Below are 23,802 nucleotides of genomic sequence, written 5' to 3' on the forward strand. Positions count from 1 at the left end.
CGCTGCTCCGAAAATGGTACTCTAAATTGAAGGGGCGCCCCGAAAACCGGCGCGCCCCAAAACCTTTAGGCGGCGGGGCAGAGCCCGCCAAGCCTTGACCGGAAAATCCGATCAGTTCTTTTCTTTGTCGACCATTTTGCCGGCCGAGATCCAGGGCATCATGGCGCGCAGTTTGGCACCGGTTTCCTCGATCATGTGCTCGTCGTTGGCGCGACGCGAGGCTTTGATGGTCGGCTGACCAACAGCGTTTTCCAGCATGAAGTCACGTACGAATTTACCCTGCTGGATGTCGGTCAGAACATCTTTCATGCGGGCTTTGGTTTCGTCGTAGTTCAGGATGCGCGGGCCGGTGACGTACTGGCCGTACTCAGCAGTGTTCGAGATCGAGTAGTCCATGTTCGCGATGCCGCCTTCGTAGATCAGGTCCACGATCAGCTTCACTTCGTGCAGACACTCGAAGTAGGCCATTTCCGGTGCGTAGCCAGCTTCGACCAGGGTCTCAAAGCCGCAGCGGATCAGTTCTACCAGGCCACCGCAGAGAACTGCCTGCTCACCGAACAGGTCGGTTTCACATTCTTCACGGAAGTTGGTTTCGATGATGCCCGAACGGCCGCCACCAATGGCGGAGCAGTAGGACAGGCCGATTTCCAGCGCTTTGCCGGTGGCGTCGGTGTCTACGGCGACCAGGCAGGGCACGCCGCCGCCTTTGGTGTATTCGCCGCGTACGGTGTGACCCGGGCCTTTCGGCGCCATCATGATCACGTCAACGCCTTCTTTCGGTTCAATCAGGCCGAAGTGTACGTTCAGGCCGTGGGCGAACGCGATGGCGGCGCCGGGGCGGATGTTGTCGTGAACGTATTTCTTGTAGGTTTCAGCCTGCAGTTCGTCGGGCATGGTGAACATGATCACGTCACACCAGGCCGCTGCTTCGGCGATGCCCATAACCTTCAGGCCTTCTGCTTCGGCTTTCTTGGCCGAGGCGGAGCCTTCGCGCAGGGCAACAACAACGTTTTTCGCACCCGAGTCGCGCAGGTTCAGCGCGTGGGCGTGACCCTGCGAGCCATAGCCCAGGATCGCAACGTTCATGTCTTTGATCAGGTTGATGTCGCAATCGCGATCGTAATAAACGCGCATGGGGCGCTCCTCTTCACTGTCAGATGTGTTTGTCTGAGGCTGAGCATAGGCACAAAATCTGCGTGTGCGAGTGTGAAGGGAATGGAAATTGTTCAATTTTTGCCATAGTTATTCATCAATTGGCAATTTTTCGGAAAAATCATGCTGGATGATCTGGATCGGCGCATATTGCGCTACATGCAAAGTGATCCTGAAACCTCGATCCCGGATCTGGCGGATCGGATCGGGATGACCACCTCGCGCCTGTCGCGCCGGCTGGACAAGCTGCGTGAAAGTGGTGTGCTGCGCGGCCAACAGGCCATCATCGATTGGCGCGCGCTTGGGTTTGAGGTGGAGGTGTCGCTGCGCATCACACTGGATAAAACCCAGACCCGCGCCTTTGACGAATTTATGGAGGCCGCGCGGCTGATCCCTGAGGTGATTGAGATCCAGACCTTTCTGGGCCAGGTCGATGTGCGCCTGTCGGTCATTGCCCGCGACATGGGTCACTATCAGGATATCTATCGCCGCCAGATCCTGACCCTGCCACACATCAACGACATCGAAGCGCTGATGCATGTGGCGCGCATCAAATCAGACGAAAGCCTGCCGATATGATTGAAAAATCGCGCGAACGTAACTTTTGGGAAGATTGGGACACGTTTCGTGAAGCCGATGATCCTTTGCGTTTCAATTCTTCGCTGAAAAACAATGGCTCTTGGACTCGATTCCATGCTCTGCCTAATGCAAAACGCTTCGCGACTACCAATGATGAGCAAAAGGTGGTTCTGAAACGAGCAAATACCATTGGCGGGGAGCTTTTTGGGGTTGGCTCTGAGGTTTGGTGTGTCTCATTGCAGTTTCGCGATTTTCGGGCCCGTCCAGCAGGGCTTTTACATGGATGGCCGTCGGGGTCGTTAAAACTGCAGCATTCAGTGGTTGGCGATCCATATGTCGACGAGGATGTGACTGTTGATGTTTATGCAGGGCTTGACCGATGGGAACCGGGTAGGTTCGACGCTCAGCTGCTTGAGATCGCCGACGCAGCTCTGAACGCTTTCTGGTTTGAACCTAGCGAAGGTATCGTTTTCAAACCTTATGACGGTGGGTTTGACCTCTATATGAAAACGGCAGAGCTCTTTTCTAGGCTTGAGAACCGCTATGTAGATTGGATGTCTACGAGGGATGACAAGTTATGATCGACCTTGACGATATCGACCACCAGATACTGCTGGCGCTGTCGCGGGATGCCACACAGAGCGCCTCGGCCCTAGGGCGGCGGTTCGGGCTCAGCCAACCGGCGACGTGGCGGCGGATCAAACGGTTGCAGGACGCGGGCATCATTGCCGGGCGCAAGCTGGATCTGGACAAGGAGAAGCTGGGCTTTGGTGTGACCGTTTTCCTTGGCGTGAAACTGGCTACCAAAGGCCGCGCCAGCCTGGAGGATTTTGAACGCGCCGTCTCTGCCATCCCTGAGGTGCAGACCGTGGAGCATGTCTTGGGCATGTATGACTACCGGCTGCGCGTTACCGCCCGCGACATTTCCGATTTTGAACGGGTGTTGCGCCGCAGGATCATGACGCTGCCCGGCGCCGGGAATGTTGAGGCCAATGTGCTCCTGTCCGAGGAACGCCGGCCCGGCCCCTTAGGTGCGGCACCCAGCTAGATTTATAATGCCCTTGGCCCCTGTCGCCGGGCCGCATAAACAGATCGCATAGAAAACAAAGGAGAAGCCATGCCTGCGCTGCTCGATACCGTTGATCCAGACGGTCTGCTTGAATTTTCGGTGGTCTTCACCGACCGCTCGCTGAACCACATGTCCGCCGCCTTTCAGGGGGTGATGACCGATATCTCATCGATGCTGAAAGGTGTCTACAACGCGGATGCCGTGGCCATCGTACCCGGTGGCGGCACCTACGCGATGGAGGCGGTGGCCCGTCAGTTTGGCCATGACGCCCACGCGCTGATCGTGCGCAACGGCTGGTTTTCCTACCGCTGGAGCCAGATCTTCGAGGCTGGCGATTTCACCGCGAAAACCACGGTGTTCAAGGCGCGACAAACCGGCAACGGGGTGACCGAACCTTTTGCGCCCGCCCCGATTGAAGAGGTGGTTGCCGCCATTCGTGAGGCCAAGCCAGAAGTGGTGTTTGCCCCGCATGTTGAAACCTCGGCCGGGTTGATCCTGCCGGATGACTACATCAAAGCGCTGGCCTCGGCCGCCCATGAGGTTGGCGCGCTGATGGTGCTGGATTGCATCGCCTCGGGCTGCGCCTGGGTGGACATGCAGCAAACCGGCGTTGATGTGCTGATCTCCGCGCCGCAAAAGGGCTGGTCGGCCTCCCCCTCGGCGGGTCTGGTGATGTTGTCGAAACGGGCGGAGGAACGGCTGGCCGCCACCACCTCGGACAGCTTTGCCATCGATCTGAAGAAATGGCGCGACATCATGGTGGCCTATGAAAACGGCGGCCACGCCTATCACGCCACCATGCCCACTGATGCACTGCGTGCCTTCCGGGACACGATGGTCGAAACCCGTGACTACGGTTTTGACAAGCTGCGAGAAGCGCAATGGGCGCTGGGCAACGGCGTGCGGGCGATGTTGGCCGAAAAAGGCATCATCTCTGTCGCGGCAGACGGTTTTGGCGCCCCGGGTGTGGTGGTCAGCTACACCAGCGATCCCGAGATCCAGAATGGCAAGAAATTCGCCGCCGAAGGAATGCAGATCGCGGCCGGTGTGCCGCTGGCCTGTGATGAGCCTGAGGGCTTCATGACCTTCCGCCTTGGTCTGTTTGGCCTGGACAAGCTTTATGACGTGGACGCAACGCTCGCCCGCCTGAAGACAGTCCTCGACAAGGTTCTCTGAAAACACGGGGCCGCTGCAAAAACGCGCGGCGGCCCTTTTCAATGATCCAAAAATACTCCGGGTGAATTGGGTCTAAATCCCATTTTGACCCAAGAGGGCAGCGCCCTTTTTGCGCGCCATTCAGGCTGGCGTCAGCCCTTCGCGCCAAGCCCCAATTGCATCATCAGCTTACGCACCTGCGGCATGGAATAGATCGCATTCAGCCCGGCAGCCCGCAGATCGCGCAGGGGCTGGGTTTCAATCATCGACGCCCGGTTCAGCAGATCAATGCCTGCGGCGCGGATCTGGACCTCACGGTGTCGCAAGCGGTTGAACTCTTTCAGCATTTTCGCATCCCCCAGACCCTCGGGCCGGGCTTCAGCCAGATCTAGAAGCACCCGCATGTCGCCCAGTGACATGTTCAGCCCCTGCGCCCCAATGGGCGGCACCACATGGGCGGCTTCAGCAACAAGCGCAACACGTTCGCCGTCCATCCGTTCTGCCACTTGGTTGATGATCGGCCAGACGGTGCGGCGCGATGCCAGTGACAAGGGGCCGAACAGCAGACAGGAGCGTTCGTTCATCGCGGCCTCAAACTCGGGCTCGGGCAGGTCCGCCAAGCGCTGCACCTCAGCGCCCTGTTCCATCCAGACCACCGCGGAGGAGGGCATGCCCTGATAATCCGGCAGCGGCACCAGCGTGAACGGCCCGCCCGAGCGGTGGATCTCGGTTGAGACATTGTCATGCGGGATGGGGTGGGTGACGGCAAAGGCCAACGCCTTTTGCCCATAACGGGTTGTTTTCACCCGAATGCCAGCCGCCTCGCGCATGGGGGAGGTGCGTCCGTCGGCGGCAATCACCAATTTGCAGGTGGTAGTGGTCCCATCCGACAGGCCGACCCGTGCCATCGTGCTGCGGGTAAACAAGGTGGTGGTGCCGGTTCCGGCGCGGAACTCTACGTTGTCCAGCGTCGCCAGATGTGCCGTCAACTCCCGCCGCAGCAGCCAGTTGGGCAGGTTCCAGCCAAAGGGTTTGTCCGAGATGTCGGAGGCGTTGAAATCTTTGACGATGCGCGGCTCTGGCAGGGCGCCGCCGGCATCCACAATACGCATGATCTGAAGGGGTGCTGCGTCATCCGCCAGCCGGGGCCACAGGCCTGCGCGGTCCAGCAGGGCCTGCGAGGGCTGCAAAAACGCGGTGGTGCGCAGGTCAGACCCTTGCGCATCCCGTTCCGTGACCGGGGGCGTGGGATCGACGCAAAGCACCGAAAATCCTGCCTGCCCGAAAAGCGCTGCGGCCGTCAGCCCGGCGACACCGCCGCCGGAAACCACAATATCAACATCAATGTTCTGCGCTGTGTTTTGCATTGGACTGCCTCTCTCTTGCCCGGCAACCTAGACCTATCTGGCGGGCAGTCCAAGCGGCATCCTGTCACCCGCGGGTGATCACCAGAAGCAGCAGGTAAACCACCGGCACTGCGGCAACGGCTGGGATGTAGAGGCCTGGGAGTCCGAAGGTGAAAATCGACAGGCCCCAGAGGGCCAGCAGCACAACAGCGATCAAAAAGGCGATCACTTCACCCGACAGGGATTTGCGGGGGCTTGCTGCGGTTTCAAAGCTGGTGTTGGCGTCTGCGATGCTCATTTTGGGGTCTCCAATCAACGTGGGGTCGGCGGGTGCTGGAGGGCATCAGCCGTTGGCTTGACCCCCAGATAAACATTCAAACCCGCCGCACCATTGGAAGGATTGCCGCAGTGCGGCAACGCGCCACGCGCCCTGCTGCGCAATGCCGCAGGGCGGAGCAAGGGCGTGTTTGCAAAGCTTTACTTCGCGTGCAGCTGTCCCAGGAAGTGGGTCAGATCATCGGTGTGATGGTGGATGTGATCGGCCTCATGCGGATCAGGGGCGACATGAACCGTGCGCATTCCCAGGGCATGTGGCACGGCCAGGTTGCGCGGGTCATCTTCGAACATGGCGCCCCGTTCCGTGCTGATCCCATCTTTGGCAAACACCATCTCAAAGGCTGCCAACTCGGGCTTGGGGCGGAAATCGGCATGTTCCACACCGTAGATTGCATCAAACAGGCCTGAAAGACCGCGCGCCGCCAGCACCCGCTCCGCATAGGGGGCGGAGCCATTGGTGTAGACGATCTTGCGGCCCGGCAGCGCCTGAATGTGGCTGGCCAGATCGACGTCAATCTCCAGATGATCCAGCGAGATTTCATGCACCTCGGTCAGGTAGGGGCCGGGATCGACGTCATGTTCGCGCATCAACCCGGTCAGCGTGGTGCCATAGGTCGCCCAATAGTGGGTGCGCAGGTGATCGGCGCGGTCGCGGTCCACCCCCAAAGCCTCCATGACATATTGGGTCATCTTGACCTCAATCTGATCAAACAGCCGCGCCTGCGGCGGATAGAGCGTGTTATCGAGGTCAAAGACCCATTGATCCACGTGGGAGAAGTCATTTTTAGGCATGGCCGCAAACTAGGCACGCGCGACAATAGGCGCAAGAGGGGAAGGGGTGAGTTTGCCTTGATCCTTTGGGCTGGGTCGCTACTGTGCCGGGATGACCCCAGTTGCCCCTCGGAGAGAGTTGAATGAGTGAGCTGAAATCGCAGAAAGACGCCTACACGCTGATCCTTGAGGCGATCGACACTGGCGTTTATCGCCCCGGCGATCGTTTGGTGGAAAGCGAGCTGGCCGAGCGTTTTGGCGTGTCGCGCACCCCGATCCGGGAGGCTTTGCAGCGGCTGGAGACACAATCGTTGCTGGCGCGGGATGGCCGCAGCCTGATCGTGGCCTCGCTGGATCACAACCAACTGTCCGAGCTATATGCCGTGCGCGCTGAACTGGAAGGTCTGGCTGCACGGCTGGCGGCGCGCCATGCCAGTGTGGAGGAGGTCAGCGTGCTGCGCGACATGGTCGAAGAGGATCGCAACCTGCTTGATGATCCGGCTGCGCTGAGCCGGGCCAACCGCCGGTTCCACAAACAGATCCATTTGGCATCCCACAACCGGTATCTGGTTCAGCAGTTGGATCTGGTGCACCGCACCATGGCCTTGATGGCGACCACGTCGCTGGCGGCTGAGGGGCGCGGCGTTGATGCGCTGGCCGAACATGAGGCGATTGTGAACGCGATTGAGGCGCGTGATGAAGATCGCGCGGACGAAGCGCTGAAAACGCATATTTCAAAGGCCTTCACCACCCGGTTGAAGCTCGACTCTGGGCGCAACAGCCGCCTGTCCTGATCCCCGAAGCGCCTGCGTGGGCGGCGAGATACCGTGTTGTGTTTTGTCCCAGTAAAACGGGGCAAAAATCAACTCGGCCAAAGCTTTGTATGCGGCCAGAACAGCCATGGGATAGTAGAGGTGCAGGCTGGGCACCCAAAGGATCAGATGCCGTAAATGCGCCGCGCGGGTGGCGATGATGCCGATCGTTATGGTCAGCAGCTCCACCGTGATGAACCCTGCTGCCAAAAGCGTCAGCGCAATCGGGGGCACAACGGCCTCCAACGGGTGGCTGAGGCCCAGCGGGACCAGCCAAAAACTCCAAAGCAGCGGCGCCAGAAAGAACTGCGACAGCGCGGTGATGAAGTGCAGCTGGACGCCAAGGAACTGCCGTGGCCCCAAATCACGGAACAATCTGATCGGTTGACGCATGTGCACCAGGTAGGTCGCCAGATACCCCTTCAGCCAACGGGATCGCTGACGCACCCAGGGTAGGGGGCGGCAATTGGCCTCTTCTTCAGTGGTGCTGGGCAGTAATTCGACGCGGTAGCCAAACCGCGCCAGCCGGATGCCAAGATCTGCGTCCTCGGTCACGTTGTGGGCGTCCCAGCCCCCGACCCGCAGCAGGGCATCGCGGCGGCAAAACACCGTGGTGCCACCAAGCGGTATCGCAAAGCCCAGCCGCCGCATGCCGGGCAGAATCAGGCGGAACCAGCTGGCATATTCGATGGTGAAACAGCGGGCGATCCAGTTGCGGCCGGCGTTGTAGTAATCCAGTACCCCCTGCACCCCGGCCAGATCGCTTGGCGCATCGGTCATGGCGTGGGCCACCTGCCGCAATTGGTCCGGGGCGGGGGCATCCTCCGCATCGTAAATGCCGATAACCTCACCTTCGCAGACATCCAGCGCGTAATTCATTGCCCGTGGTTTGGTGCGGGGCGTCCCGTCGGGCACAACAAGCGGCCGGATCCAGTCAGGCAGTGCGATCTGTTCTATCACCTCACGTGTGGCATGATCACATTCTTCCAGCAGAACCAGCACCTCCATCAGCTCCCTCGGGTAGTCCAGCCGGCTGAGCCGTTGGATCAGCGCGGGCAGCACCTCTGGCTCCTTATAAAGCGGCACCAGAATGGAGATGCTTAGGCTGGGGGCCGTTGTAGGCAGGGGCTTTGCTTTCGTGTTGCGACCCAGATGTGCCAGCAGCGCCAGGCTTTTGGTGAGGCTGGCAACCGCCTGCGTGAAGATGGCCCAGCAGGTCAAGGACGCCAGCACCAGCAGCGGGGCGATGGACAGTGCCACCAGAATGAACAGCGGTACGCTGGCAAGGCCAAGCGTCCGGCGTAGCGGGCGCTGCCCCCACCGCCGGCAGCTGTGATCCAAAGCGGTGCGATGGCTGGCGGCGTGGCACAGGCGCGGCCCCTGATGGGCGATCAGCGTGTCTTGGATGCAGCTGCGCGGGCCGAGGTACAGTTTGCAATTGCTGGGATGCAGATCTGCCCGCAGCGCGTCCGGGCGGAACTGTTCGGGGTGGGCCACCGCCAGATGGGTCACACCAGCCTCTTGCCAGAGGGGCAACACCTGCATCTGTAAGCACCTATGCGGATCGAACCTGTTCAGAAGCGCGGGGTCGTGGTTGAGGTTTGGACTAGGATAACGCTCCAGCCCCAGCCAATTGGCATAGTGTTCCTGCTGTGTCTCATTGCTCAGGATGCCGGCGCTGACCAAGACATCCCCAAGCAGAAGCGAGGTCTGGATCAGCTGCCCCTGCGCCCAGAGCAGCTGGCTGGCCGAGATTATCCCGCGATCGAGCAGATATTGCCCATAGCGGGGGCTGGTGACCTTAGGAGGGGATTTCGGATGGTGAAGCACCATGACACGCCAACAGATTGCAGAAACAGAAAACCGCGCCGGGCGGGGCCGACGCGGTTTACTCTGTCTCAACTGTGGTTAATGGCGCGTTAAGGCGCTGTTAGCCTCGGGCAGCCATGTTTTCGGCAAAACGCTCAAACAGGTAGAAGCTGTCCTGCGGACCGGGGCTGGCTTCGGGGTGATGCTGCACCGAGAAGACCGGGCGGTCGGCCATGCGGATGCCGCAGTTTGAACCGTCAAACAGCGACACATGGCTCTCGACCACACCTTCGGGCAGGGTTTGCGCATCCACCGCGAAACCGTGGTTCATCGAGGTGATTTCCACTTTGCCGGTGTCATGTTCCTTGACCGGGTGGTTGGCGCCGTGGTGGCCGTGGTTCATCTTGACCGTTTTGGCCCCCAAGGCCAGTGCCAGCATCTGGTGGCCCAGACAAATGCCAAAGACCGGCAGGTCTGCATCCAGCACACCTTTGATCATTGGCACGGCATATTCGCCGGTTGCCGCAGGATCGCCGGGGCCGTTTGACAGGAACACGCCGTCAGGATTGTGTGAGAGGACCTCTTCGGCGGTGGCAGTGGCCGGCAGTACGGTCACGTCACAGCCGGCGGAAGCCAGACAGCGCAGGATGTTGCGCTTGGCACCAAAGTCGATCGCAACAACCTTGTGCTTCGGTGCCTCCTGGCGCGGGTAGCCATCAGGCCAGGCCCACCGCATCTCATCCCATTTGTAGGACTGGGCGCAGGTGACTTCCTTGGCCAGGTCCATGCCTTCCAGGCCGGCAAAGGCGCGTGCCTTGGCTACCAAGGCTTCGATGTCAAAGTTGCCTTCGGGATCATGGGCCAGGGCCACATGCGGCGCGCCCTGCTGGCGGATTGCACGTGTCAGGCGACGGGTGTCGATGCCGCCAATGGCGATGCGGCCACGTTTGGCCAGCCAATCCGACAGGGTTTCCACGTTGCGCCAGTTGCTGGGCTCCGTCGGGTCCCACTTCACCACCATGCCTGCGGCGACCGGATCGCCGGTTTCATCGTCTTCCGGGTTGGTGCCGGTGTTGCCGATATGGGGGAAGGTGAAGGTCACGATCTGACCCGCATAAGACGGGTCGGTCATGATTTCTTGGTAGCCGGTCATGGCGGTGTTGAAGCAAAGCTCTGCCTCGGTTGCGCCGGTGGCGCCGAACCCTCGTCCGTAAAAGACGGTTCCATCGGCAAGGGCAAGGCACGCGGTGGGGCGGGTGTCGGGCTGCTGGGCCATGTGTCTGGTCTCCGATGTGGGCAAATTGGCGGGGTAATACGGCTGGTGACGCATGGGGTCAAGGCCCGTTAGGGTCAAGTGGGGCAGGTTTTTCGGGCATTCTGCCGCAGAGTGTGCGCGCAGCCAAGGCAGAAGGATAGGGCGTTGACGTGCACGGCAAGCCAATGGTTGTCAGACCCAAGGCAACAGGGTAGGGTCGGCGGCTATCGGAAACCCTTGGGGATGGGACCAAATGGAATTGCGTGAGCGTGTCATGGCCGGAATGAAACAGGCCATGAAAGACAAAAACACCACCCGTGTATCGACACTTCGCCTGATCAACGCAGCGATCAAAGACCGCGATATTGCGGCCCGTGGCGAAGGCCGCGAAGAGGGCGTTGGCGATGCAGATGTGCTGGCAATCCTTGGCAAAATGGTCAAGCAGCGTCAGGAAAGCGCCCGCCAGTACGAAGAGGCCAGCCGGTTTGATCTGGCTGAGCAGGAACTGGTTGAGATCAAAGTGATCGAAGACTTCCTGCCGCGTCAGCTGAACGACGATGAAGTGGCCGCCGCCGTAGATGCCGCGATCACCGCTGTCGAAGGGTCTTCGATTCGCGACATGGGCAAGGTGATGGGTGTTCTGAAAGAGAAGTACACCGGCCAGATGGACTTTGGCGCAGTGGGTCCGATGGTGAAAAATCGCCTGAGCTGACCCATCTGTCAGAGCTATTTACAAAAGGGGCCCTCTGGCCCCTTTTTCTTTGCGCCGGATCCATGTTCTAGTTCCCCCCGGAGTGAAGGGAGACGGTCATGTTTGCAGAAGTTTTGGCAGAGGTGCGCGGCCACCATCGTGGTTTGGCGGGCTATCTGGAGGCGGTTGCAGACAAGCCATTGCGATTTGACGGTGACAACGCCAACCAACAGTCTAGCTGGAACCACGAAACATTGGGCTATCTGGAACTACTCGCCCCTTCTGAGCCTTGGATCAACAGCGGTCTGCGCACACGTTTTGTCGAAGCGATCCTGCAGCGCTGGCAGGCGCGGTTGAAGGGCATGGCCCCTTATCAGGCCCAGGGCTATCGCCTCTATGTCTACGAATCGCTGGCGCTTACCGTTTCTGCGGTGGCGGAAACCAAAGGTGGGTTCCCCTATCCCGGCCAGCCAAGGTTCGTCGACCACCCGCGGGATGTGGCCAGGCTGTTTCATGGCGGTGGGCTGTTTGAACGCAGTGAGCTGGTGCCGGCCACCCCGAAGGAGGTGCTGGCCGCCGTGGAAAAGCACAACGGATCGATCAGCAAACCTACCGCTCAGGCGCTGGGTCTGCAGGTTGGTGATTTGCGCAAATGGATCGAGTTTCTGGGGCTGGCCGATCAGGTCAACGCGCTGCGCAAACGCAACAAACGCCGCCCTGCACAGTTCCGCAGTGAAGAACAGATGCCGGAGCACAGCTACCACATCTACGAACGCCGATTGCCTGCAGGGTATTAAGCTTAAACGCTGGGCGGGACTTGCAGGGCCTTGAGGTAATCCTTCAGCTCACCATGGAGCACTTTGCGCTCATCCTCGGAAAGGAAGCTGCCGATTTCCACCCGCCGCCCATTGCCGGACAGGGTGACATAGAACGGTACTTTACCGCCGCTCACATGCATCTCGGCCCGGGCCCAATAGGCATTGCAGCGCCATTCCTGTGCGGCCCCTTTCACAGGGGTGTGGGTGAGGATCAATTCGTCCTCTTCGAGGTGCAGCTCCTCCAAGATCTCACCGCTTTTGTATGATTTTTCCAAGCCCAGCCAAAGGGCGGCGACCATGATCAGGATGAAGGGCAAGATCACCCAGAGCGCCGTTGTGCCCAAAACCCCATAAAGCGGGATGAGGCTGAGGAAGAAGGCCATCAAAATCATCGCTGCAAATCCACGCCGGGGCAGGGACCGGTAGGGCCAGAGGCGCAGCGCCGGGGTGTCTGACGGAACCGTCGGGGAGGGGGACCATTGGTGCGGCATAGGGCGGAGTTTAGCGCCCTGTCCACGGAGGGAAAGTGACGAATTGATGCGTTTGGACATTATGCCGAGAAAGGGCACGGCATAGAAAAAGGCCCCGGAAAACCGGGGCCTTTGGTATCTCTTGGATCAGCGGTCGCTTAGTGCGACGGCGCTTTGTCCCAGTCTTCCTGCTTGGGGAGCGTTTCAAAAGTGTGCTCCGGCGGCGGGCAAGGCAGGGTCCATTCCAGGGTGTCTGCGTATTCGTTCCAGTAGTTGTTCTCTTCAACTTTCTTACCGCGCAGCAGGGCGTGGATCACAATGCCGAAGAACAGGATGAACGATGCGAACGAGATCATGGCACCGAAGGAGCTGATCTTGTTGAAGTACGCAAAGGCTTCCGGGTAGTCGATGTAACGACGCGGCATGCCCTGGCGGCCCAGGAAGTGCTGCGGGAAGAAGGTGACGTTCACGCCAATGAAGAACAGCCAGAAGTGAATTTTGGCAGCAAATTCATTGTAGTGACGGCCTGTCATCTTACCGAAGTAGAAGTAGATCCCGGCAAAGATGGTGAAGGCTGCACCCATCGACATGGTGTAGTGGAAGTGGGCCACAACGTAGTAGGTGTCGTGGTAGGCACGGTCAACGCCAGCCTGGCTCAGCACGATGCCGGTTACACCACCGATGGTGAACAGCACCAGGAAGCCCAGACCGAACAGCATCGGCGCTTTGAACTCCAGCGAGCCGCCCCACATGGTGGCGATCCACGAGAAGATCTTAACCCCGGTCGGAACCGCAATGACCATGGTGGCCAACATGAAGTAGGACTGCTGGGTCAGCGACATGCCAACGGTGTACATGTGGTGCGCCCAAACAACGAAGCCCAGACCACCAATGGCGATCAGCGCCCAGACCATCGGCAGGTAGCCGAAGACAGGTTTGCGGGCGAAGGTTGCGAACACGTGGCTGACCAGACCGAAGCCGGGCAGGATCACGATGTACACTTCGGGGTGACCGAAGAACCACAGAATGTGCTGGTACAGGATCGGGTCGCCGCCGCCAGCAGGATCAAAGAAGGTGGTGCCGAAGTTACGGTCGGTCAGCAGCATGGTGATGGCGCCAGCCAGAACAGGCAGGGCCAGCAGAATCAGCCAGGCGGTGACAAAGATCGACCAGGCAAACAGCGGGACCTTGAACAGGGTCATGCCAGGGGCACGCATGTTCAGGAAGGTGGTGATCATGTTGATCGCGCCCAGGATCGACGAAGCGCCGGAGACGTGGACAGCAAAGATCGCCAGATCCATCGACATGCCGCCTTCGGTGGTGGACAGCGGCGGGTAGAGAACCCAGCCAACGCCCGAACCCAGCTGGCCGTTGCCGCCGGGGCTCAGCATCGAGGCAACACCCAGCGCGGTACCGGCGAAGTAGAGCCAGAACGACAGGTTGTTCATCCGCGGGAACGCCATATCCGGTGCACCGATCTGCAGCGGCATGAAGTAGTTGCCGAAGCCGCCGAACAGTGCCGGGATGACCACGAAGAACATCATCAGCACGCCGTGATAGGTGATCAGTACGTTCCAAAGATGGCCGTTCGGGGTGCAGGGATCGGCCATGAAGCCTTCCTGACACATGTACTGAACGCCGGGCTCCATCAGCTCCAGGCGCATGTAAACGGTGAAACATACCGAGATCAGACCGACGATCGCCGAGGTGATCAGGTAAAGGATACCGATATCCTTGTGGTTGGTCGACATGAACCAGCGCGTAAAGAAGCTACGCTCGTCCTCATGGTCGTGGCCGTGGATGGCTGCGTCTGCCATTCTTGCCTCCTGTTGGTGTGTTAAACGGCGCAAGAGGGAAGCCCCCACACGCCGGTGATCAATTCACGTTTTAGAATGATGGGCCTTAGGGGGCAATTGCGGAATTTGACGTAGATCAAAGTATTTTGTCGCACCCCCACCCCTCAGACCCTTGCAAAGCTGAGGGTTTTCTGTCTGGAGACGTGAAAACAGGCACCCGATGGGGTGCCTGTCCGGCAAATGCCTTGAAAATGTGGGAATCACTGCCTACGGGCGGTGTCCGTTCTGGTTAGCTGTCGGAGGCTGCAGCCTCTTCCTCAGCCGGGGCAGGGGCCAGCGACGCCAGATAGGCCGCTACATCTTCGCCGCCCTTTTTCAGTTTGAAGGTCATTTTCGATTTGGCCTTCGAATCGCCGGTTACATCTTTCAGGTAAGCTTTGGGATCTGCGACATAGGCCGCCAGGCCCGCTTCGTCCCAAACGATGCCCGCTTCGCCGGCGGCCACGATGCTTTTGCCGTATTTATAGCCCTCGACCGAGCCCAGCGGCTTGCCGACGATACCGTAGAGGTTCGGGCCGGTCTTGCCGCCCTTGACGATCATGGTGCCGTCATCGGCTTTGATCATGTGGCAGGATTTACATTTCTTGAATGCTTTTTCGCCTGCTGCTGCATCACCTTCGGCCAGGGCAGGGGCGGCGAGGGCAGCCAGGGTGGCTGTGGCGATCAGAAGATTTTTCATTGCGTGCCTCTTGTTGATATGGGTTCGCGTCCCAGCAATAGATAGCGCCAGCCCCGTTGCGGCAATAGGTTTCTGTGTCTCACGGCCATGGTTGAATTGTCGCAGGGGGCTACGATCAAGGTGGGATTAGGTGTCTGCTGAGGTGCAGTTCAGCGCTTTGGGGTCGGAAATTCGTCAGGACTGGCACTTAGGACTTCTGATTCTCGCCCTTTCCTTGTAGGAAGCGGCGCAGTTGACGTGGGCCGAACGGCTCGGGACGCCAACACTCACACAAGATATGCAAAGGGTAAGACAATGACCACCAAGGTATTCATCGATGGCGAAGCAGGCACGACGGGACTCCAGATCCGCGATCGCCTGATCCGCCGCGATGACATCACTTTGGTGCAGATCGACCCTGACCTGCGCAAAGACGCAGAGGCGCGGAAGGCCGCATTTGCTGAGGCGGATGTGGCGATCCTGTGCCTGCCGGATGCGGCGGCCAAAGAGGCGGTAGAGCTGTCCAAGGATCTGGACGTGCGCATCATTGATGCCTCAACCGCGCACCGGGTGAACCCGGATTGGGCCTACGGGCTGCCGGAACTCTCCGCCGCGCAAGAGGCGCAGATCAAATCGGCGCGCTATGTCGCCAACTGCGGCTGCTATGCCACCGGCGCAATTGTGCTGCTGGCCCCGCTGGTGCGCGCCGGGCTGATCCCGGCGGATGCGGCGATTTCGGTCAATGCGATTTCTGGCTACACCGGCGGTGGCAAAGGGCTGATTGCTGAATATGAAAGCGGTGAAGCCCCTGATGCCTTCCTCTATGCAACGGGGATGGCGCATAAACACCTGCCCGAGATGATGAAGTTCGCAGGTTTGACCGCCAAACCGATCTTCGTGCCGTCGGTGGGGAATTTTGCCCAGGGCATGGCCGTGTCGATCCCGCTGCATTTGTCGCAGCTGCCTGGTGATCTGACCATGGCGCAGGTGCATGCCGCCTTGGCCGAGGCCTATGCAGGCGCGGCCCATGTGAAGGTCGCTGATCTGGCGGATCAGGACAGCCGGATTGATCCCACCGCGCTGAACGGCACCAACGATCTGATGGTGCATGTCCGTGGTGACGCCGAAGATGGCCGTATCGTGCTGGTGGCCGTGCTGGACAACCTTGGTAAAGGGGCCTCTGGCGCAGCGGTACAGAACCTGGATCTGATGATCGACGCCTGAGCTGACATTCCTCTTAACTAGCAACGCCCCGGTGATCATCATCGGGGCGTTTGCGATCTGGGTGTTTGGTTCAGGCCGTGTTTTGCGATCTTGTCCTGGGACGCAGGCGGCTGAGCCAGTCCACAGATGCAAACATCACCAGATTGCCGCAGAGCGCCAGTGCCAGCCCGGCGCTGTTCATCAGTCCCCAGACATATCCTTCAAACACGGTTGAAATTGCCAAGGCGACGATCGGGAACATCACGGTCGCATAGGCCGCCTTGGCTGAGCCGACCCGCGCCACCATGACCAGATAGGTGGTAAAGCCAACGACCGATCCAATCACCGCCAGATAGAGCATCGCACCGATATAGATCGGATCACCGGGCAGGATGATTGGCGTGCCGGTGGCAAAGATCAGCGTCAGCAGAAACAGCGCGCCATAACACATGCCCCAGGCGTTGGCCGTGATCGGCGTCAGCCCATTGGCTGAGTTCCGGCGCGACACCATGTTGCCGAAGGAAAACATCAGCGTGCCACAGCTGGCCAGGGCGATACCGATCCAGGCATCCTCGGCCCCGGCGCCTGACAGATCGCCGGCAAATAGCAGCGCCAGGCCGCTGAGGCCCAATAGCCCGGCCAGCAGCGTTTTGCCGCTGACCCGATCGCCAAAGAAGATCCGCGCGTTGACCGCGTTGAAGATGGTCGCCAGCGAAAAGATGACTGAGATCACGCCTGATGCCAGATAGCCCGCGGCGACGTAGAAACACAGGAAGTTCAGGCTGAACAGGCAGAGCGCCTGCGCCAGAACCCATTTCTGCTGCCGCGCGGCGGGCACCTGTAGCCGGCCCAGCAGCGCCAGCCCCAGAACAAACACCACACCGGCTGTTGCAAAGCGATAGAACACCGAAACCATCACCGGCACGTCACCCACCTGTAGGGCGATGGCAATCCAAGTGGTGCCCCAGATCAGAACGGTGGCGATATAAAGGATAAGGGTCATGGCGGTCTCCGGTGTCTTTTGGGCCGGGATAGACGGGGCAGGGGGCGCGTGGATTGCACAATCTTGCGGTAAAGGCGCGCGCTGGTCAGATTGGCCATTTCACCGGGTCGCACACCGCCGCTATAAGGGGTCAAGCCAAGCTGACCGTGCCAAACCATGCCAACCCGTGAGAGACCATGCCCCTTGATCAACCCTCTGTTGCCTCTTTCCTGACGGCGTCGCCGCAGGCGCAGCAGCGTGGGCATATCGATCTGGGCTTTGATCGGCAGGCATCGCTTTGGCACAACAGCGACGATCGGATCAGCTATGTCGCCCCCGAAGGACACTGCCTGAGTTTTTATGCGCAGGGCGGTATGGGAACCCGCCGGATCGATGGCGCGCCGGTCCATGGTTGGGCTGGGGCCGTGTGTATTCTGCCCCATGGGATGGACAGTGAGTGGGAGATCACCGATCCCTTCGACTTTGTACATCTCTACCTCAGCGATGCCGAGTTGCGCCGCGCCTTTGCCGAAACGTTTGACTGTGACGCCCGGCTGATGGAACTGACGGATGAAACCTATTTTGACGCGCCTTGGCTGGCGGGGCATTTCCTGACCATCCAGCAGGCCACCCAGAGCGGCAATCCGGTGCAGGCCGAAGAGGCGGTGAGCGAGCTGGTGCATGGTATCTTTGCTGAAGGCATCGGGGTAACCCGGCGCAAACGACAGCTGGTGGGTGGATTGGCACCACATTTGATGCGGCGGATCCGGGATTTTGTGCGGGCAGATCTGTCGGCGAAAGTGACCCTGTCAGATTTGGCGCAGCTTTGTGATCTGAGTGAGTTTCATCTGCAACGCAGCTTCCGCGCCTCCTTGGGGCTGTCACCCCATGAGTGGATCCAGCGGCAACGGCTGGAAGAGGCCAAGCGGCTGATCGCTGCGGGGGAGCCTTTGGCCCAGATCGCCAGCAGCTGCGGGTTTTCCAGCCAGAGCCATTTGAGCCGCAGCTTCAAGGCGCAGATGGGGATGACACCGGGCGCTTATGGGTGCCTGATCTGAGACGTGTGCAGCTGGTCAGGCGTCTAAACCATCCTTTTTGACCGGCGTGTCCCCGAACATCGCGGTAAATTGACGTTCCAGCGCCAGATCCAGATCCGCTATGGTCACCGGCAGGCCAAGATCGACCAGGCTGGTGACGCCAAATTCGGTGATGCCGCAGGGCACGATCCCGTCAAAATGGCTGAGGTCAGGCTCAACATTGATCGAAATCCCGTGGAAACTGACCCATTTGCGCAGGCGAATGCCGATGGCCGCGATCTTATCTTCAGCGATCTGGCCGGTGATGGTTTTCGGCTTGTCCGGACGTTCCACCCAAACCCCAACCCGGCCACAGCGAATCTCACCCTTCAGATTGAACTCATCCAGGGTGTTGATCACCCACTGTTCCAGCTGTTGAACAAACTTGCGCACGTCGTGGCCGCGCTTGCCCACGTTCAGCATCACATAGGCCACCCGCTGGCCGGGACCGTGATAGGTGTATTGCCCGCCGCGCTTGCTGGTGTGGACCGGAAAACGGTCAGGATCGGTCAGATCATCGATCTTGGCCGAGGTTCCTGCGGTGTAAAGCGGCGGGTGTTCCACCAGCCAGATGCATTCCTCAGCGTCGCCTGCGGCGATGGCGCTGGCGCGGGCCTCCATGAAATCGACCGCCTCTTGGTAGTCTGTCAGCCCTTCGGTGGTGATCCATTCGACCATGTAACGATTCCGCAGATTTGGTGCCCTCTTAAGGATGTATTCGCCGCATTTTTTTGCTGCGAAGCCCTAAGGATGCAGTAGAGTGATTCCATTATTCAAAGAGTTATATGGAGGAAGGCTGATGTTTTCCAAGCCGATTAAGACCGCATTGGCGGCAAGTTTTGTTCTGACCACAGGCAGTGCGCCTGTGCTGGCTGATAACCTGGGCGCGGCGATTGTCGGCGGGTTGATCGGCGGCGCGATCATGAACGAAGCCAACAAGAACAAGCGCAAGACCTACAGCAGCTCTGCCAATACGGCAGCGCGGGCGCAGAACCGTGAAACCCAGACATCGCTGAATTACTTCGGCTTTCCTGCCGGTACACCGGATGGGGTCATGGGTAAACGGTCGCGTCAGGCGGTGGCGCAGTATCAGGCTTTCATGGGGTTCCCCGCCACTGGCAAACTCACCCAGTATGAGCGTGACTTCCTGATCTCCTCCTACAGCCGTGCCCAGATCGGCGGCCCTCAGGTCATCAAAGCAATGCAGGGACCCAACGGTGTGCGCAGCCTGTTGCAGACCTGGCGCAACGAATCGCTGGGGGGTAACACCACGATGGTCGGCATGTCCAACAGCTATGGCGGTCTGCCGGTTGAGGTGAGCCAAGCCATTGATGAGATCGCCGCCAGCTCTGACCCCAGCGCCGATCAGCTGATGCAGCGCACCGGCTTCATGCAGTTGGCCGATCTGAACGGTGATGGCAAAAACGACTACATTCTTGATACTGCTGTGTCTGGCAGCAACTTCTGGTGCGGCCCGTCGAACTGTACGGTGATGGTCTTCGCTTCCAGCCCGCAGGGCTATCAGCGCAATGATTTTCTGGCCCGTGGCGTGACCACCGCCAGCTTCCAGTGTCAGCAGACCGTCTGCCGCATGGTCGATGCCCCCAGCACGACAATGGCGGCGACGCAGGTGCAACCGGCGCAGCCCGCCCAGCCCGTGGCGCAGCAGCCGGTGACCCAGATGGCCGCTGCCACGGCGACCCAACCCGCGGCCCCCTTAGGTGGCATCCAGGCCTTTAACCTTGCCGGGGATGATACGCCTGAGGCCTCATTGGCCAGCCATTGCAGCAAGATCAGCCTGATGACCAATTCAAACGGCGGTTTTGTCACGCTGGCCAACCTGCGTGATCCTGATCTGGCGCTGGGCGAGCAGTTCTGCCTGACACGCACCTATGCGATCGGCAATGGCGAAACCTTGGTGGCCAAGGTGAAGGGCGCAACCGCTGCCCAGATCGATGCGCAATGTGATGCCTTTGGACCCGCTGCGGCACCCTATATCGCGATGCTGACGCAGAAACCGGCGATGGACGTTGTTGGCGAAGTGCAGAAGTTCGTGCTGGGCTCGTCGATGTCGCTGGAACAGCTGCAAAACACGGCACAGATCTGCCTCTACTCAGGCTATCGCCGGGACACGCTGGATGTGGCGCTGGGCTCGGCCATGCTGATGGTCGGCACGGGCCAAGCCCCCTATGCGGAGCTGATCGGCCACCACCTGTCGCAAGGGTTCGGGGTTGAGACCAACTCGGATCTGGCACGGGGCTGGTATGAACTGGCTGTTGCAGCCTTGGAAGCAGGCGCAGAACCGGCTTTTGCACCTGCCCAACCAGAGCGTGTTGCGCTGATCAAAGCTGCCTCCGAAGGTCTGGGGGGGGCGATTGCAATGCCTGCCAGCTCGGAAGGTGGGCTGCCAAGTTTCAGCTTGGAATAAGCGCCTAACGCGCTGACTTTTCTGAACATGTATCGGCCCGGGGCATTGCCTCGGGCCGCGTTATTTTTGGCTGGTTTTGGGGATGCTACAAAATCAGCAGAAAGCGCGAATTGCCTCTTCACATCCCTGCACAGCTGATTTATACGCGGCCCCACTACCTGATCACGTGCGGTCGTGGCGGAATTGGTAGACGCGCAGCGTTGAGGTCGCTGTTCCTTAACCGGAGTGGAAGTTCGAGTCTTCTCGACCGCACCAAATCATCCCAAACATGATTTGATCTGATGATGACCTGCCGCGGTGCGACAGGTCGAAATTTGGCATATTCTACATTATCCCAGCGTTTCGCGGAAGCGCATCAGAACGCGGTTTTCTTCGTCCATCAGCTGCAACAGCGCCCCGCTGCGCTCATAGCGCACAACCCCCTGCACTCCGGACAGCAAGGCCCGCTCCAGCGCCTCACGCTTAGGGGGGCAGGCCATCAGCGTGCCCGCCATTTGCGCGGGGAAGCGCACCTCCGTGCCATCCAGCGTCAGGCTACCATTGAAGCGGTTGCAGCCGCCAAAGAGGGAAAAGCTGCCGTCGGGGTTCACCGCCAGAGTTGGCGGATCACTGTCAACGCTGCTGCGCCCGTCCAGTTCGAAAAGCGACCAGCTGATCCCAAAAATGGTGTCGGGTATCGCTGTGTTGGCCTGCACCAAAAGGATCTCAGCCGTTGTATCATCGGCAGTTTGCAACACCGGAATATGGTCAACACTGCGGAACATCACGGCGCCATCTGTCACGATCTGAGCGCTGAGCGCGTAGCTGAACCGGGTATCGACCACGCCGGTATCATAGCTGAGTAACACGGTTTGGGGGGAACCCTGCATCGCATACACCTGCTGCGACAACCGCCGGGAGGGCGCATCCGCACGGGAGACATCCCTAAGCTCGACCACCAGTTGGGCGTCCGGCGGTAGCGCGATCCGTTCACGGTAGGCTGCGGTGACCTCCAGGCTGGCATTTTCAGCCAAGGCTGGCAGCGAAATCGGGGTCAGGCTAAGGGCAAGGCTGGCCGTAAGGGCCTTGGGTGAAAACTTGTGAGGCCTCCTGATGAAACGTTTGGGCGTCAAATACCCAAGGACCTAGGGCCGCCTAAAGGCAGAACAACCATAACCGGTCCTCGTCCGATCGCATTTTCACACGTCCACCGCGCCTAGAAATCCAGATCGTAGCGCAGCGACAGACCATAGACCTCATAGGCCGCCGCACCGATCCCATCATAGAACCCCGACAGTTCCAACCGCCCACCAGCCGCGCTCAGATGCGAAACTCCTAGCTCGACCCGGCCACTGCCGCCTTCATAATCGGTGCTGATCGGAACGGATCCACCGCTGTCTGATTTGAAAGCATAAGATCCCTGCAGCCCGCCCTGCAGGCTCCAGCCCGTGCGGCCGTCACCCAGAGGGGTTTCAAAATCCAGCCCAAGGGCGATCTGCCCATATTCCAACCTCTGTGCCGCAATCGGATTGCCCAGGCTATCGGTGTAGGCCCTTTGGTCATCGGTTGTGTAAGTGGCTGACAAGCTGGGGAAATAGGTGACCTTGCCGCGCTGAACTTCCCCGGTGACGGCGGTGTGCAACAACCACCGTTCGGTGTCGAACTGGTCGGTGTAGGTGCCAAAGGGGGAGATGTCATTTTCGCTCTGCCCGTAAAGCAGATAGGCCTCAAAGAACAACGGCTGTTCTGCCGCCCGCGCCGCGACATAGGGGCCAACCAGCCAGCCGCGCCCTTCGATCGACAGCGGGCCATTGCGTTGCTCGATCTTATCGACCTGCAGCATTGCGCCGACTGCAACACGGTCGTTGACCCAGGTGTGCCCACCAAATGCCCCGAACAGGTAATCCGCCTTGCGATCCCCGGCATTGGAGCGCGCCCCCTGCAGTTGGAACCACAGCGGCGCCCCGCTGCGTGAGTTCAAGGCGAAGTTCAGCTGTTCACTTTTGGACGACAGTGTAAAGCCACCGGATGCACCACCAAACACAATCGAACGCAGATCAGGCTGGTTGCCGATCAGAAGGTTTGCGCGGGTGTTGAGGAAGGTCGCGATTTCACGCTCGGTCTCCGCGGCGGTTTGATCCGCAATCGTGGTGCTGGCGGAGGCCTCATTCAGCGCCCCTGTGCTGGCGCTGCTGGCAATTCCTGCCGGGATGGAGATGCTGACGTCACCGCCGGTTGGCGTGATGGTGATCGTGTAGCTTGCGCCGCTGCCACTCAGCCCCGCGACGGTGCCATTGCTGACATTGACATCAGCCGCCACAAAACCGGTGACCGGTTCACTGAATGTCGCGGTTACATCGAAGTTTCCGCCGCCGGACAGCGTGCTTGGCGCACCGGAAAGGACCACGGTTGGCGCCGCAGCGGCACTGCCACTGACCAAAATGTCAAAAGGCGCCTCATCTGGATCGTTGTTGGCCAGGCTTAGGGTGAAACCAAAGGCGCCACCGGCCGTAGGTGCGAAGTCGACCACAAGCGTAGTGCTGTTCCCCGGTGCCAACATGGTGCTGGCGAGGGTCAGCGCGCTGACGGTGACATTGCTGCTGGCGGAGACGGCCGTGGCAACGGTTGGCGTGGTCAGTGTCAAAACATCCGTGCCGCCATTGCTGATCGTATAGGTGATTTGACTGGTGACCCCTTGGGCTGTGGCGGTGCTCACCGTGTCGGTGCCGCCGTCCGCCAAAGCGCCGCTTTCTGACGAACTGACGCTGATCTCCGGCGCGCCGGTGGCCGTGCCGGAGACGGTGATGTTGTAGGGGTTCTCATCGCCGTCGCCATTGACCATGGAGAGATCGAAGGAGAAGGCACCGGCCACGGTGGGGGTGTACTGCACGGTGAAGGTTGTGCTGCCACCGCCCGCCGCCACGCTGCTGCTGCCCGGGGCGGAGATCGTGCCAACGACCACATTGCTGGCGCTGGAACTGGTTGCGGTGCTGAGCGTGAGCGCATCGGTGCCGGAGTTGGTGACGGTATAAGTCACGGTGACCGGGCTGCCGGCGGCACGGCTGCCCTGGGCGTCTGTCCCACCATCTGCCACTGCACCCGAGACCGAGGAGCTGACGCTGATCTCCGGCGCGCCGGTGGCGGTGCCGGAGACGGTGATGTTGTAAGGGCTCTCATCGCCGTCGCCATTGACCATGGAGAGATCGAAGGAGAAGGCACCGGCCACGGTCGGCGTGTACTGCACGGTGAAGGTTGTGCTGCCACCGCCCGCCGCCACGCTGCTGCTGCCCGGGGCGGAGATCGTGCCGACCACCACATTGCTGGCGCTGGAACTGGTTGCGGTGCTGAGCGTGAGCG

The 23,802-nt window shown here is 60.0% G+C and carries 23 protein-coding genes and 1 tRNA gene; 11 read left to right on the forward strand and 13 right to left on the reverse strand.

The genetic code is table 11. The features are described from left to right. Window positions 1-111: 111 nt before the first annotated feature. On the reverse strand, window positions 112-1,134 hold the full coding sequence (gene ilvC / locus TL5118_RS12845; RefSeq protein ID WP_058244611.1) for a ketol-acid reductoisomerase: 1,023 nt from the start codon (window positions 1,132-1,134) through the stop codon (window positions 112-114). 141 nt (window positions 1,135-1,275) lie between these two features. Here ilvC and TL5118_RS12850 point away from each other — a divergent pair, with 141 nt between their 5' ends. From TL5118_RS12850 to TL5118_RS12865, 4 genes are all read left to right on the forward strand, one after another. After that, window positions 1,276-1,731: an Lrp/AsnC family transcriptional regulator gene (locus TL5118_RS12850; protein WP_058244612.1), complete on the forward strand. Its 456-nt coding sequence runs from the start codon at window positions 1,276-1,278 to the stop codon at window positions 1,729-1,731. Continuing rightward, on the forward strand, window positions 1,728-2,312 hold the full coding sequence (locus TL5118_RS12855; protein ID WP_058244613.1) for a DUF3885 domain-containing protein: 585 nt from the start codon (window positions 1,728-1,730) through the stop codon (window positions 2,310-2,312). Before TL5118_RS12850 ends, TL5118_RS12855 begins: the two co-directional genes overlap by 4 nt. Continuing rightward, entirely contained in the window at window positions 2,309-2,779 is a 471-nt protein-coding gene (locus TL5118_RS12860) for an Lrp/AsnC family transcriptional regulator (protein WP_058244614.1), read from the forward strand. The genes TL5118_RS12855 and TL5118_RS12860 overlap by 4 nt, the downstream gene beginning before the upstream one ends. Before the next feature lie 69 nt (window positions 2,780-2,848). After that, on the forward strand, window positions 2,849-3,976 hold the full coding sequence (locus TL5118_RS12865) for an aminotransferase class V-fold PLP-dependent enzyme (RefSeq protein WP_058244615.1): 1,128 nt from the start codon (window positions 2,849-2,851) through the stop codon (window positions 3,974-3,976). Between the two features lie 131 nt (window positions 3,977-4,107). Here TL5118_RS12865 and TL5118_RS12870 read toward each other — a convergent pair whose 3' ends face one another. The 3 genes from TL5118_RS12870 to TL5118_RS12880 form a co-directional block, all read right to left on the reverse strand. After that, window positions 4,108-5,322 carry a UbiH/UbiF family hydroxylase gene (locus TL5118_RS12870; RefSeq protein WP_058244616.1) on the reverse strand — a complete coding sequence of 405 codons (1,215 nt, stop codon included), beginning with the start codon at window positions 5,320-5,322 and terminating at the stop codon, window positions 4,108-4,110. Window positions 5,323-5,386: 64 nt separating this feature from the next. Then, window positions 5,387-5,599, reverse strand: coding sequence for a hypothetical protein (locus tag TL5118_RS12875; protein ID WP_058244617.1), 213 nt, complete (start codon window positions 5,597-5,599; stop codon window positions 5,387-5,389). Window positions 5,600-5,778: 179 nt separating this feature from the next. Further along, complete coding sequence (locus TL5118_RS12880; RefSeq protein ID WP_058244618.1) at window positions 5,779-6,429, reverse strand: pyrimidine 5'-nucleotidase; 651 nt, start codon at window positions 6,427-6,429, stop codon at window positions 5,779-5,781. A gap of 122 nt (window positions 6,430-6,551) precedes the next feature. On the opposite strand from TL5118_RS12880, the gene TL5118_RS12885 reads away from it, so the two are divergent. Then, the gene (locus tag TL5118_RS12885) at window positions 6,552-7,202 is read left to right on the forward strand and encodes a GntR family transcriptional regulator (RefSeq protein ID WP_058244619.1); all 651 of its coding nucleotides are present in this window, start codon (window positions 6,552-6,554) and stop codon (window positions 7,200-7,202) included. Here the strand turns inward: TL5118_RS12885 and TL5118_RS12890 are convergent. Beyond that, window positions 7,143-9,053 (reverse strand): glycosyltransferase family 2 protein, encoded by a 1,911-nt coding sequence (locus TL5118_RS12890; RefSeq protein ID WP_082626374.1) that lies wholly within the window; start codon window positions 9,051-9,053, stop codon window positions 7,143-7,145. The two genes, TL5118_RS12885 and TL5118_RS12890, sit on opposite strands and share 60 nt — an antisense overlap. Window positions 9,054-9,150: 97 nt before the next feature. Continuing rightward, window positions 9,151-10,305, reverse strand: a complete 1,155-nt coding sequence (gene carA, locus TL5118_RS12900) for a glutamine-hydrolyzing carbamoyl-phosphate synthase small subunit (RefSeq protein WP_058244622.1) — start codon at window positions 10,303-10,305, stop codon at window positions 9,151-9,153. A gap of 232 nt (window positions 10,306-10,537) precedes the next feature. Between carA and TL5118_RS12905 the strand changes: the two genes are divergently transcribed. Together TL5118_RS12905 and TL5118_RS12910 are read left to right on the forward strand one after the other, a co-directional pair. Further along, on the forward strand, window positions 10,538-10,996 hold the full coding sequence (locus TL5118_RS12905) for a GatB/YqeY domain-containing protein (RefSeq protein ID WP_058244623.1): 459 nt from the start codon (window positions 10,538-10,540) through the stop codon (window positions 10,994-10,996). A 98-nt stretch (window positions 10,997-11,094) separates the two neighbouring features. Further along, a complete protein-coding gene (locus TL5118_RS12910; RefSeq protein ID WP_058244624.1) occupies window positions 11,095-11,772 on the forward strand; it encodes a hypothetical protein in 678 nt (225 codons plus the stop codon). A 2-nt stretch (window positions 11,773-11,774) separates the two neighbouring features. Here TL5118_RS12910 and TL5118_RS12915 read toward each other — a convergent pair whose 3' ends face one another. The 3 genes from TL5118_RS12915 to TL5118_RS12925 all read right to left on the reverse strand — a co-directional run bounded on the left by TL5118_RS12915 (window position 11,775) and on the right by TL5118_RS12925 (window position 14,798). Then, window positions 11,775-12,284, reverse strand: coding sequence for a DUF2244 domain-containing protein (locus TL5118_RS12915; RefSeq protein ID WP_058244625.1), 510 nt, complete (start codon window positions 12,282-12,284; stop codon window positions 11,775-11,777). Window positions 12,285-12,421: 137 nt separating this feature from the next. Next, complete coding sequence (locus TL5118_RS12920) at window positions 12,422-14,080, reverse strand: cytochrome c oxidase subunit I (protein WP_058244626.1); 1,659 nt, start codon at window positions 14,078-14,080, stop codon at window positions 12,422-12,424. A 268-nt stretch (window positions 14,081-14,348) separates the two neighbouring features. Continuing rightward, window positions 14,349-14,798, reverse strand: a complete 450-nt coding sequence (locus TL5118_RS12925; protein WP_058244627.1) for a c-type cytochrome — start codon at window positions 14,796-14,798, stop codon at window positions 14,349-14,351. 294 nt (window positions 14,799-15,092) lie between these two features. On the opposite strand from TL5118_RS12925, the gene argC reads away from it, so the two are divergent. Continuing rightward, complete coding sequence (argC, locus tag TL5118_RS12930; protein WP_058244628.1) at window positions 15,093-16,001, forward strand: N-acetyl-gamma-glutamyl-phosphate reductase; 909 nt, start codon at window positions 15,093-15,095, stop codon at window positions 15,999-16,001. Window positions 16,002-16,071: 70 nt separating this feature from the next. Here argC and TL5118_RS12935 read toward each other — a convergent pair whose 3' ends face one another. Further along, window positions 16,072-16,983 (reverse strand): DMT family transporter, encoded by a 912-nt coding sequence (locus tag TL5118_RS12935; RefSeq protein ID WP_058244629.1) that lies wholly within the window; start codon window positions 16,981-16,983, stop codon window positions 16,072-16,074. Between the two features lie 176 nt (window positions 16,984-17,159). Here TL5118_RS12935 and TL5118_RS12940 point away from each other — a divergent pair, with 176 nt between their 5' ends. Then, window positions 17,160-18,020, forward strand: coding sequence for a helix-turn-helix transcriptional regulator (locus TL5118_RS12940; protein ID WP_058244630.1), 861 nt, complete (start codon window positions 17,160-17,162; stop codon window positions 18,018-18,020). A gap of 15 nt (window positions 18,021-18,035) precedes the next feature. On the opposite strand, the gene lipB is transcribed toward TL5118_RS12940, so the two are convergent. Beyond that, window positions 18,036-18,716, reverse strand: coding sequence for a lipoyl(octanoyl) transferase LipB (lipB, locus tag TL5118_RS12945; protein WP_058244631.1), 681 nt, complete (start codon window positions 18,714-18,716; stop codon window positions 18,036-18,038). 121 nt (window positions 18,717-18,837) lie between these two features. Between lipB and TL5118_RS12950 the strand changes: the two genes are divergently transcribed. Both TL5118_RS12950 and TL5118_RS12955 read left to right on the forward strand, forming a co-directional pair. Further along, a complete protein-coding gene (locus tag TL5118_RS12950; RefSeq protein WP_058244632.1) occupies window positions 18,838-20,466 on the forward strand; it encodes a peptidoglycan-binding domain-containing protein in 1,629 nt (542 codons plus the stop codon). A gap of 168 nt (window positions 20,467-20,634) precedes the next feature. After that, window positions 20,635-20,721: transfer RNA gene (locus TL5118_RS12955), tRNA-Leu, on the forward strand. Window positions 20,722-20,795: 74 nt separating this feature from the next. On the opposite strand, the gene TL5118_RS12960 is transcribed toward TL5118_RS12955, so the two are convergent. Together TL5118_RS12960 and TL5118_RS12965 are read right to left on the reverse strand one after the other, a co-directional pair. Next, window positions 20,796-21,479 carry a YbaY family lipoprotein gene (locus tag TL5118_RS12960; RefSeq protein ID WP_058244633.1) on the reverse strand — a complete coding sequence of 228 codons (684 nt, stop codon included), beginning with the start codon at window positions 21,477-21,479 and terminating at the stop codon, window positions 20,796-20,798. A gap of 182 nt (window positions 21,480-21,661) precedes the next feature. Continuing rightward, window positions 21,662-23,802: choice-of-anchor D domain-containing protein (locus TL5118_RS12965; protein ID WP_131727443.1), on the reverse strand; the 2,141-nt coding region annotated here is incomplete at its 5' end.

Origin of the sequence: Thalassovita autumnalis (assembly GCF_001458255.1) — a bacterium.
GTDB classification, from domain to species: Bacteria; Pseudomonadota; Alphaproteobacteria; order Rhodobacterales; family Rhodobacteraceae; genus Thalassobius; species Thalassobius autumnalis.

Excerpts from the sequence above, each read along its gene's own strand:
- lipB (WP_058244631.1), bottom strand. The coding sequence starts at position 18,716 with ATGGTCGAATGGATCACCACCGAAGGGCTGACAGACTACCAAGAGGCG.
- argC (WP_058244628.1), top strand. The coding sequence starts at position 15,093 with ATGACCACCAAGGTATTCATCGATGGCGAAGCAGGCACGACGGGACTC.
- TL5118_RS12870 (WP_058244616.1), bottom strand. The coding sequence starts at position 5,322 with ATGCAAAACACAGCGCAGAACATTGATGTTGATATTGTGGTTTCCGGC.
- TL5118_RS12920 (WP_058244626.1), bottom strand. The coding sequence starts at position 14,080 with ATGGCAGACGCAGCCATCCACGGCCACGACCATGAGGACGAGCGTAGC.
- TL5118_RS12935 (WP_058244629.1), bottom strand. The coding sequence starts at position 16,983 with ATGACCCTTATCCTTTATATCGCCACCGTTCTGATCTGGGGCACCACT.
- TL5118_RS12940 (WP_058244630.1), top strand. The coding sequence starts at position 17,160 with ATGCCCCTTGATCAACCCTCTGTTGCCTCTTTCCTGACGGCGTCGCCG.
- TL5118_RS12880 (WP_058244618.1), bottom strand. The coding sequence starts at position 6,429 with ATGCCTAAAAATGACTTCTCCCACGTGGATCAATGGGTCTTTGACCTC.
- TL5118_RS12860 (WP_058244614.1), top strand. The coding sequence starts at position 2,309 with ATGATCGACCTTGACGATATCGACCACCAGATACTGCTGGCGCTGTCG.
- TL5118_RS12890 (WP_082626374.1), bottom strand. The coding sequence starts at position 9,053 with ATGGTGCTTCACCATCCGAAATCCCCTCCTAAGGTCACCAGCCCCCGC.
- TL5118_RS12950 (WP_058244632.1), top strand. The coding sequence starts at position 18,838 with ATGTTTTCCAAGCCGATTAAGACCGCATTGGCGGCAAGTTTTGTTCTG.
- TL5118_RS12885 (WP_058244619.1), top strand. The coding sequence starts at position 6,552 with ATGAGTGAGCTGAAATCGCAGAAAGACGCCTACACGCTGATCCTTGAG.
- TL5118_RS12915 (WP_058244625.1), bottom strand. The coding sequence starts at position 12,284 with ATGCCGCACCAATGGTCCCCCTCCCCGACGGTTCCGTCAGACACCCCG.
- carA (WP_058244622.1), bottom strand. The coding sequence starts at position 10,305 with ATGGCCCAGCAGCCCGACACCCGCCCCACCGCGTGCCTTGCCCTTGCC.
- TL5118_RS12850 (WP_058244612.1), top strand. The coding sequence starts at position 1,276 with ATGCTGGATGATCTGGATCGGCGCATATTGCGCTACATGCAAAGTGAT.
- TL5118_RS12855 (WP_058244613.1), top strand. The coding sequence starts at position 1,728 with ATGATTGAAAAATCGCGCGAACGTAACTTTTGGGAAGATTGGGACACG.
- TL5118_RS12865 (WP_058244615.1), top strand. The coding sequence starts at position 2,849 with ATGCCTGCGCTGCTCGATACCGTTGATCCAGACGGTCTGCTTGAATTT.
- TL5118_RS12905 (WP_058244623.1), top strand. The coding sequence starts at position 10,538 with ATGGAATTGCGTGAGCGTGTCATGGCCGGAATGAAACAGGCCATGAAA.
- TL5118_RS12925 (WP_058244627.1), bottom strand. The coding sequence starts at position 14,798 with ATGAAAAATCTTCTGATCGCCACAGCCACCCTGGCTGCCCTCGCCGCC.
- TL5118_RS12875 (WP_058244617.1), bottom strand. The coding sequence starts at position 5,599 with ATGAGCATCGCAGACGCCAACACCAGCTTTGAAACCGCAGCAAGCCCC.
- TL5118_RS12910 (WP_058244624.1), top strand. The coding sequence starts at position 11,095 with ATGTTTGCAGAAGTTTTGGCAGAGGTGCGCGGCCACCATCGTGGTTTG.
- ilvC (WP_058244611.1), bottom strand. The coding sequence starts at position 1,134 with ATGCGCGTTTATTACGATCGCGATTGCGACATCAACCTGATCAAAGAC.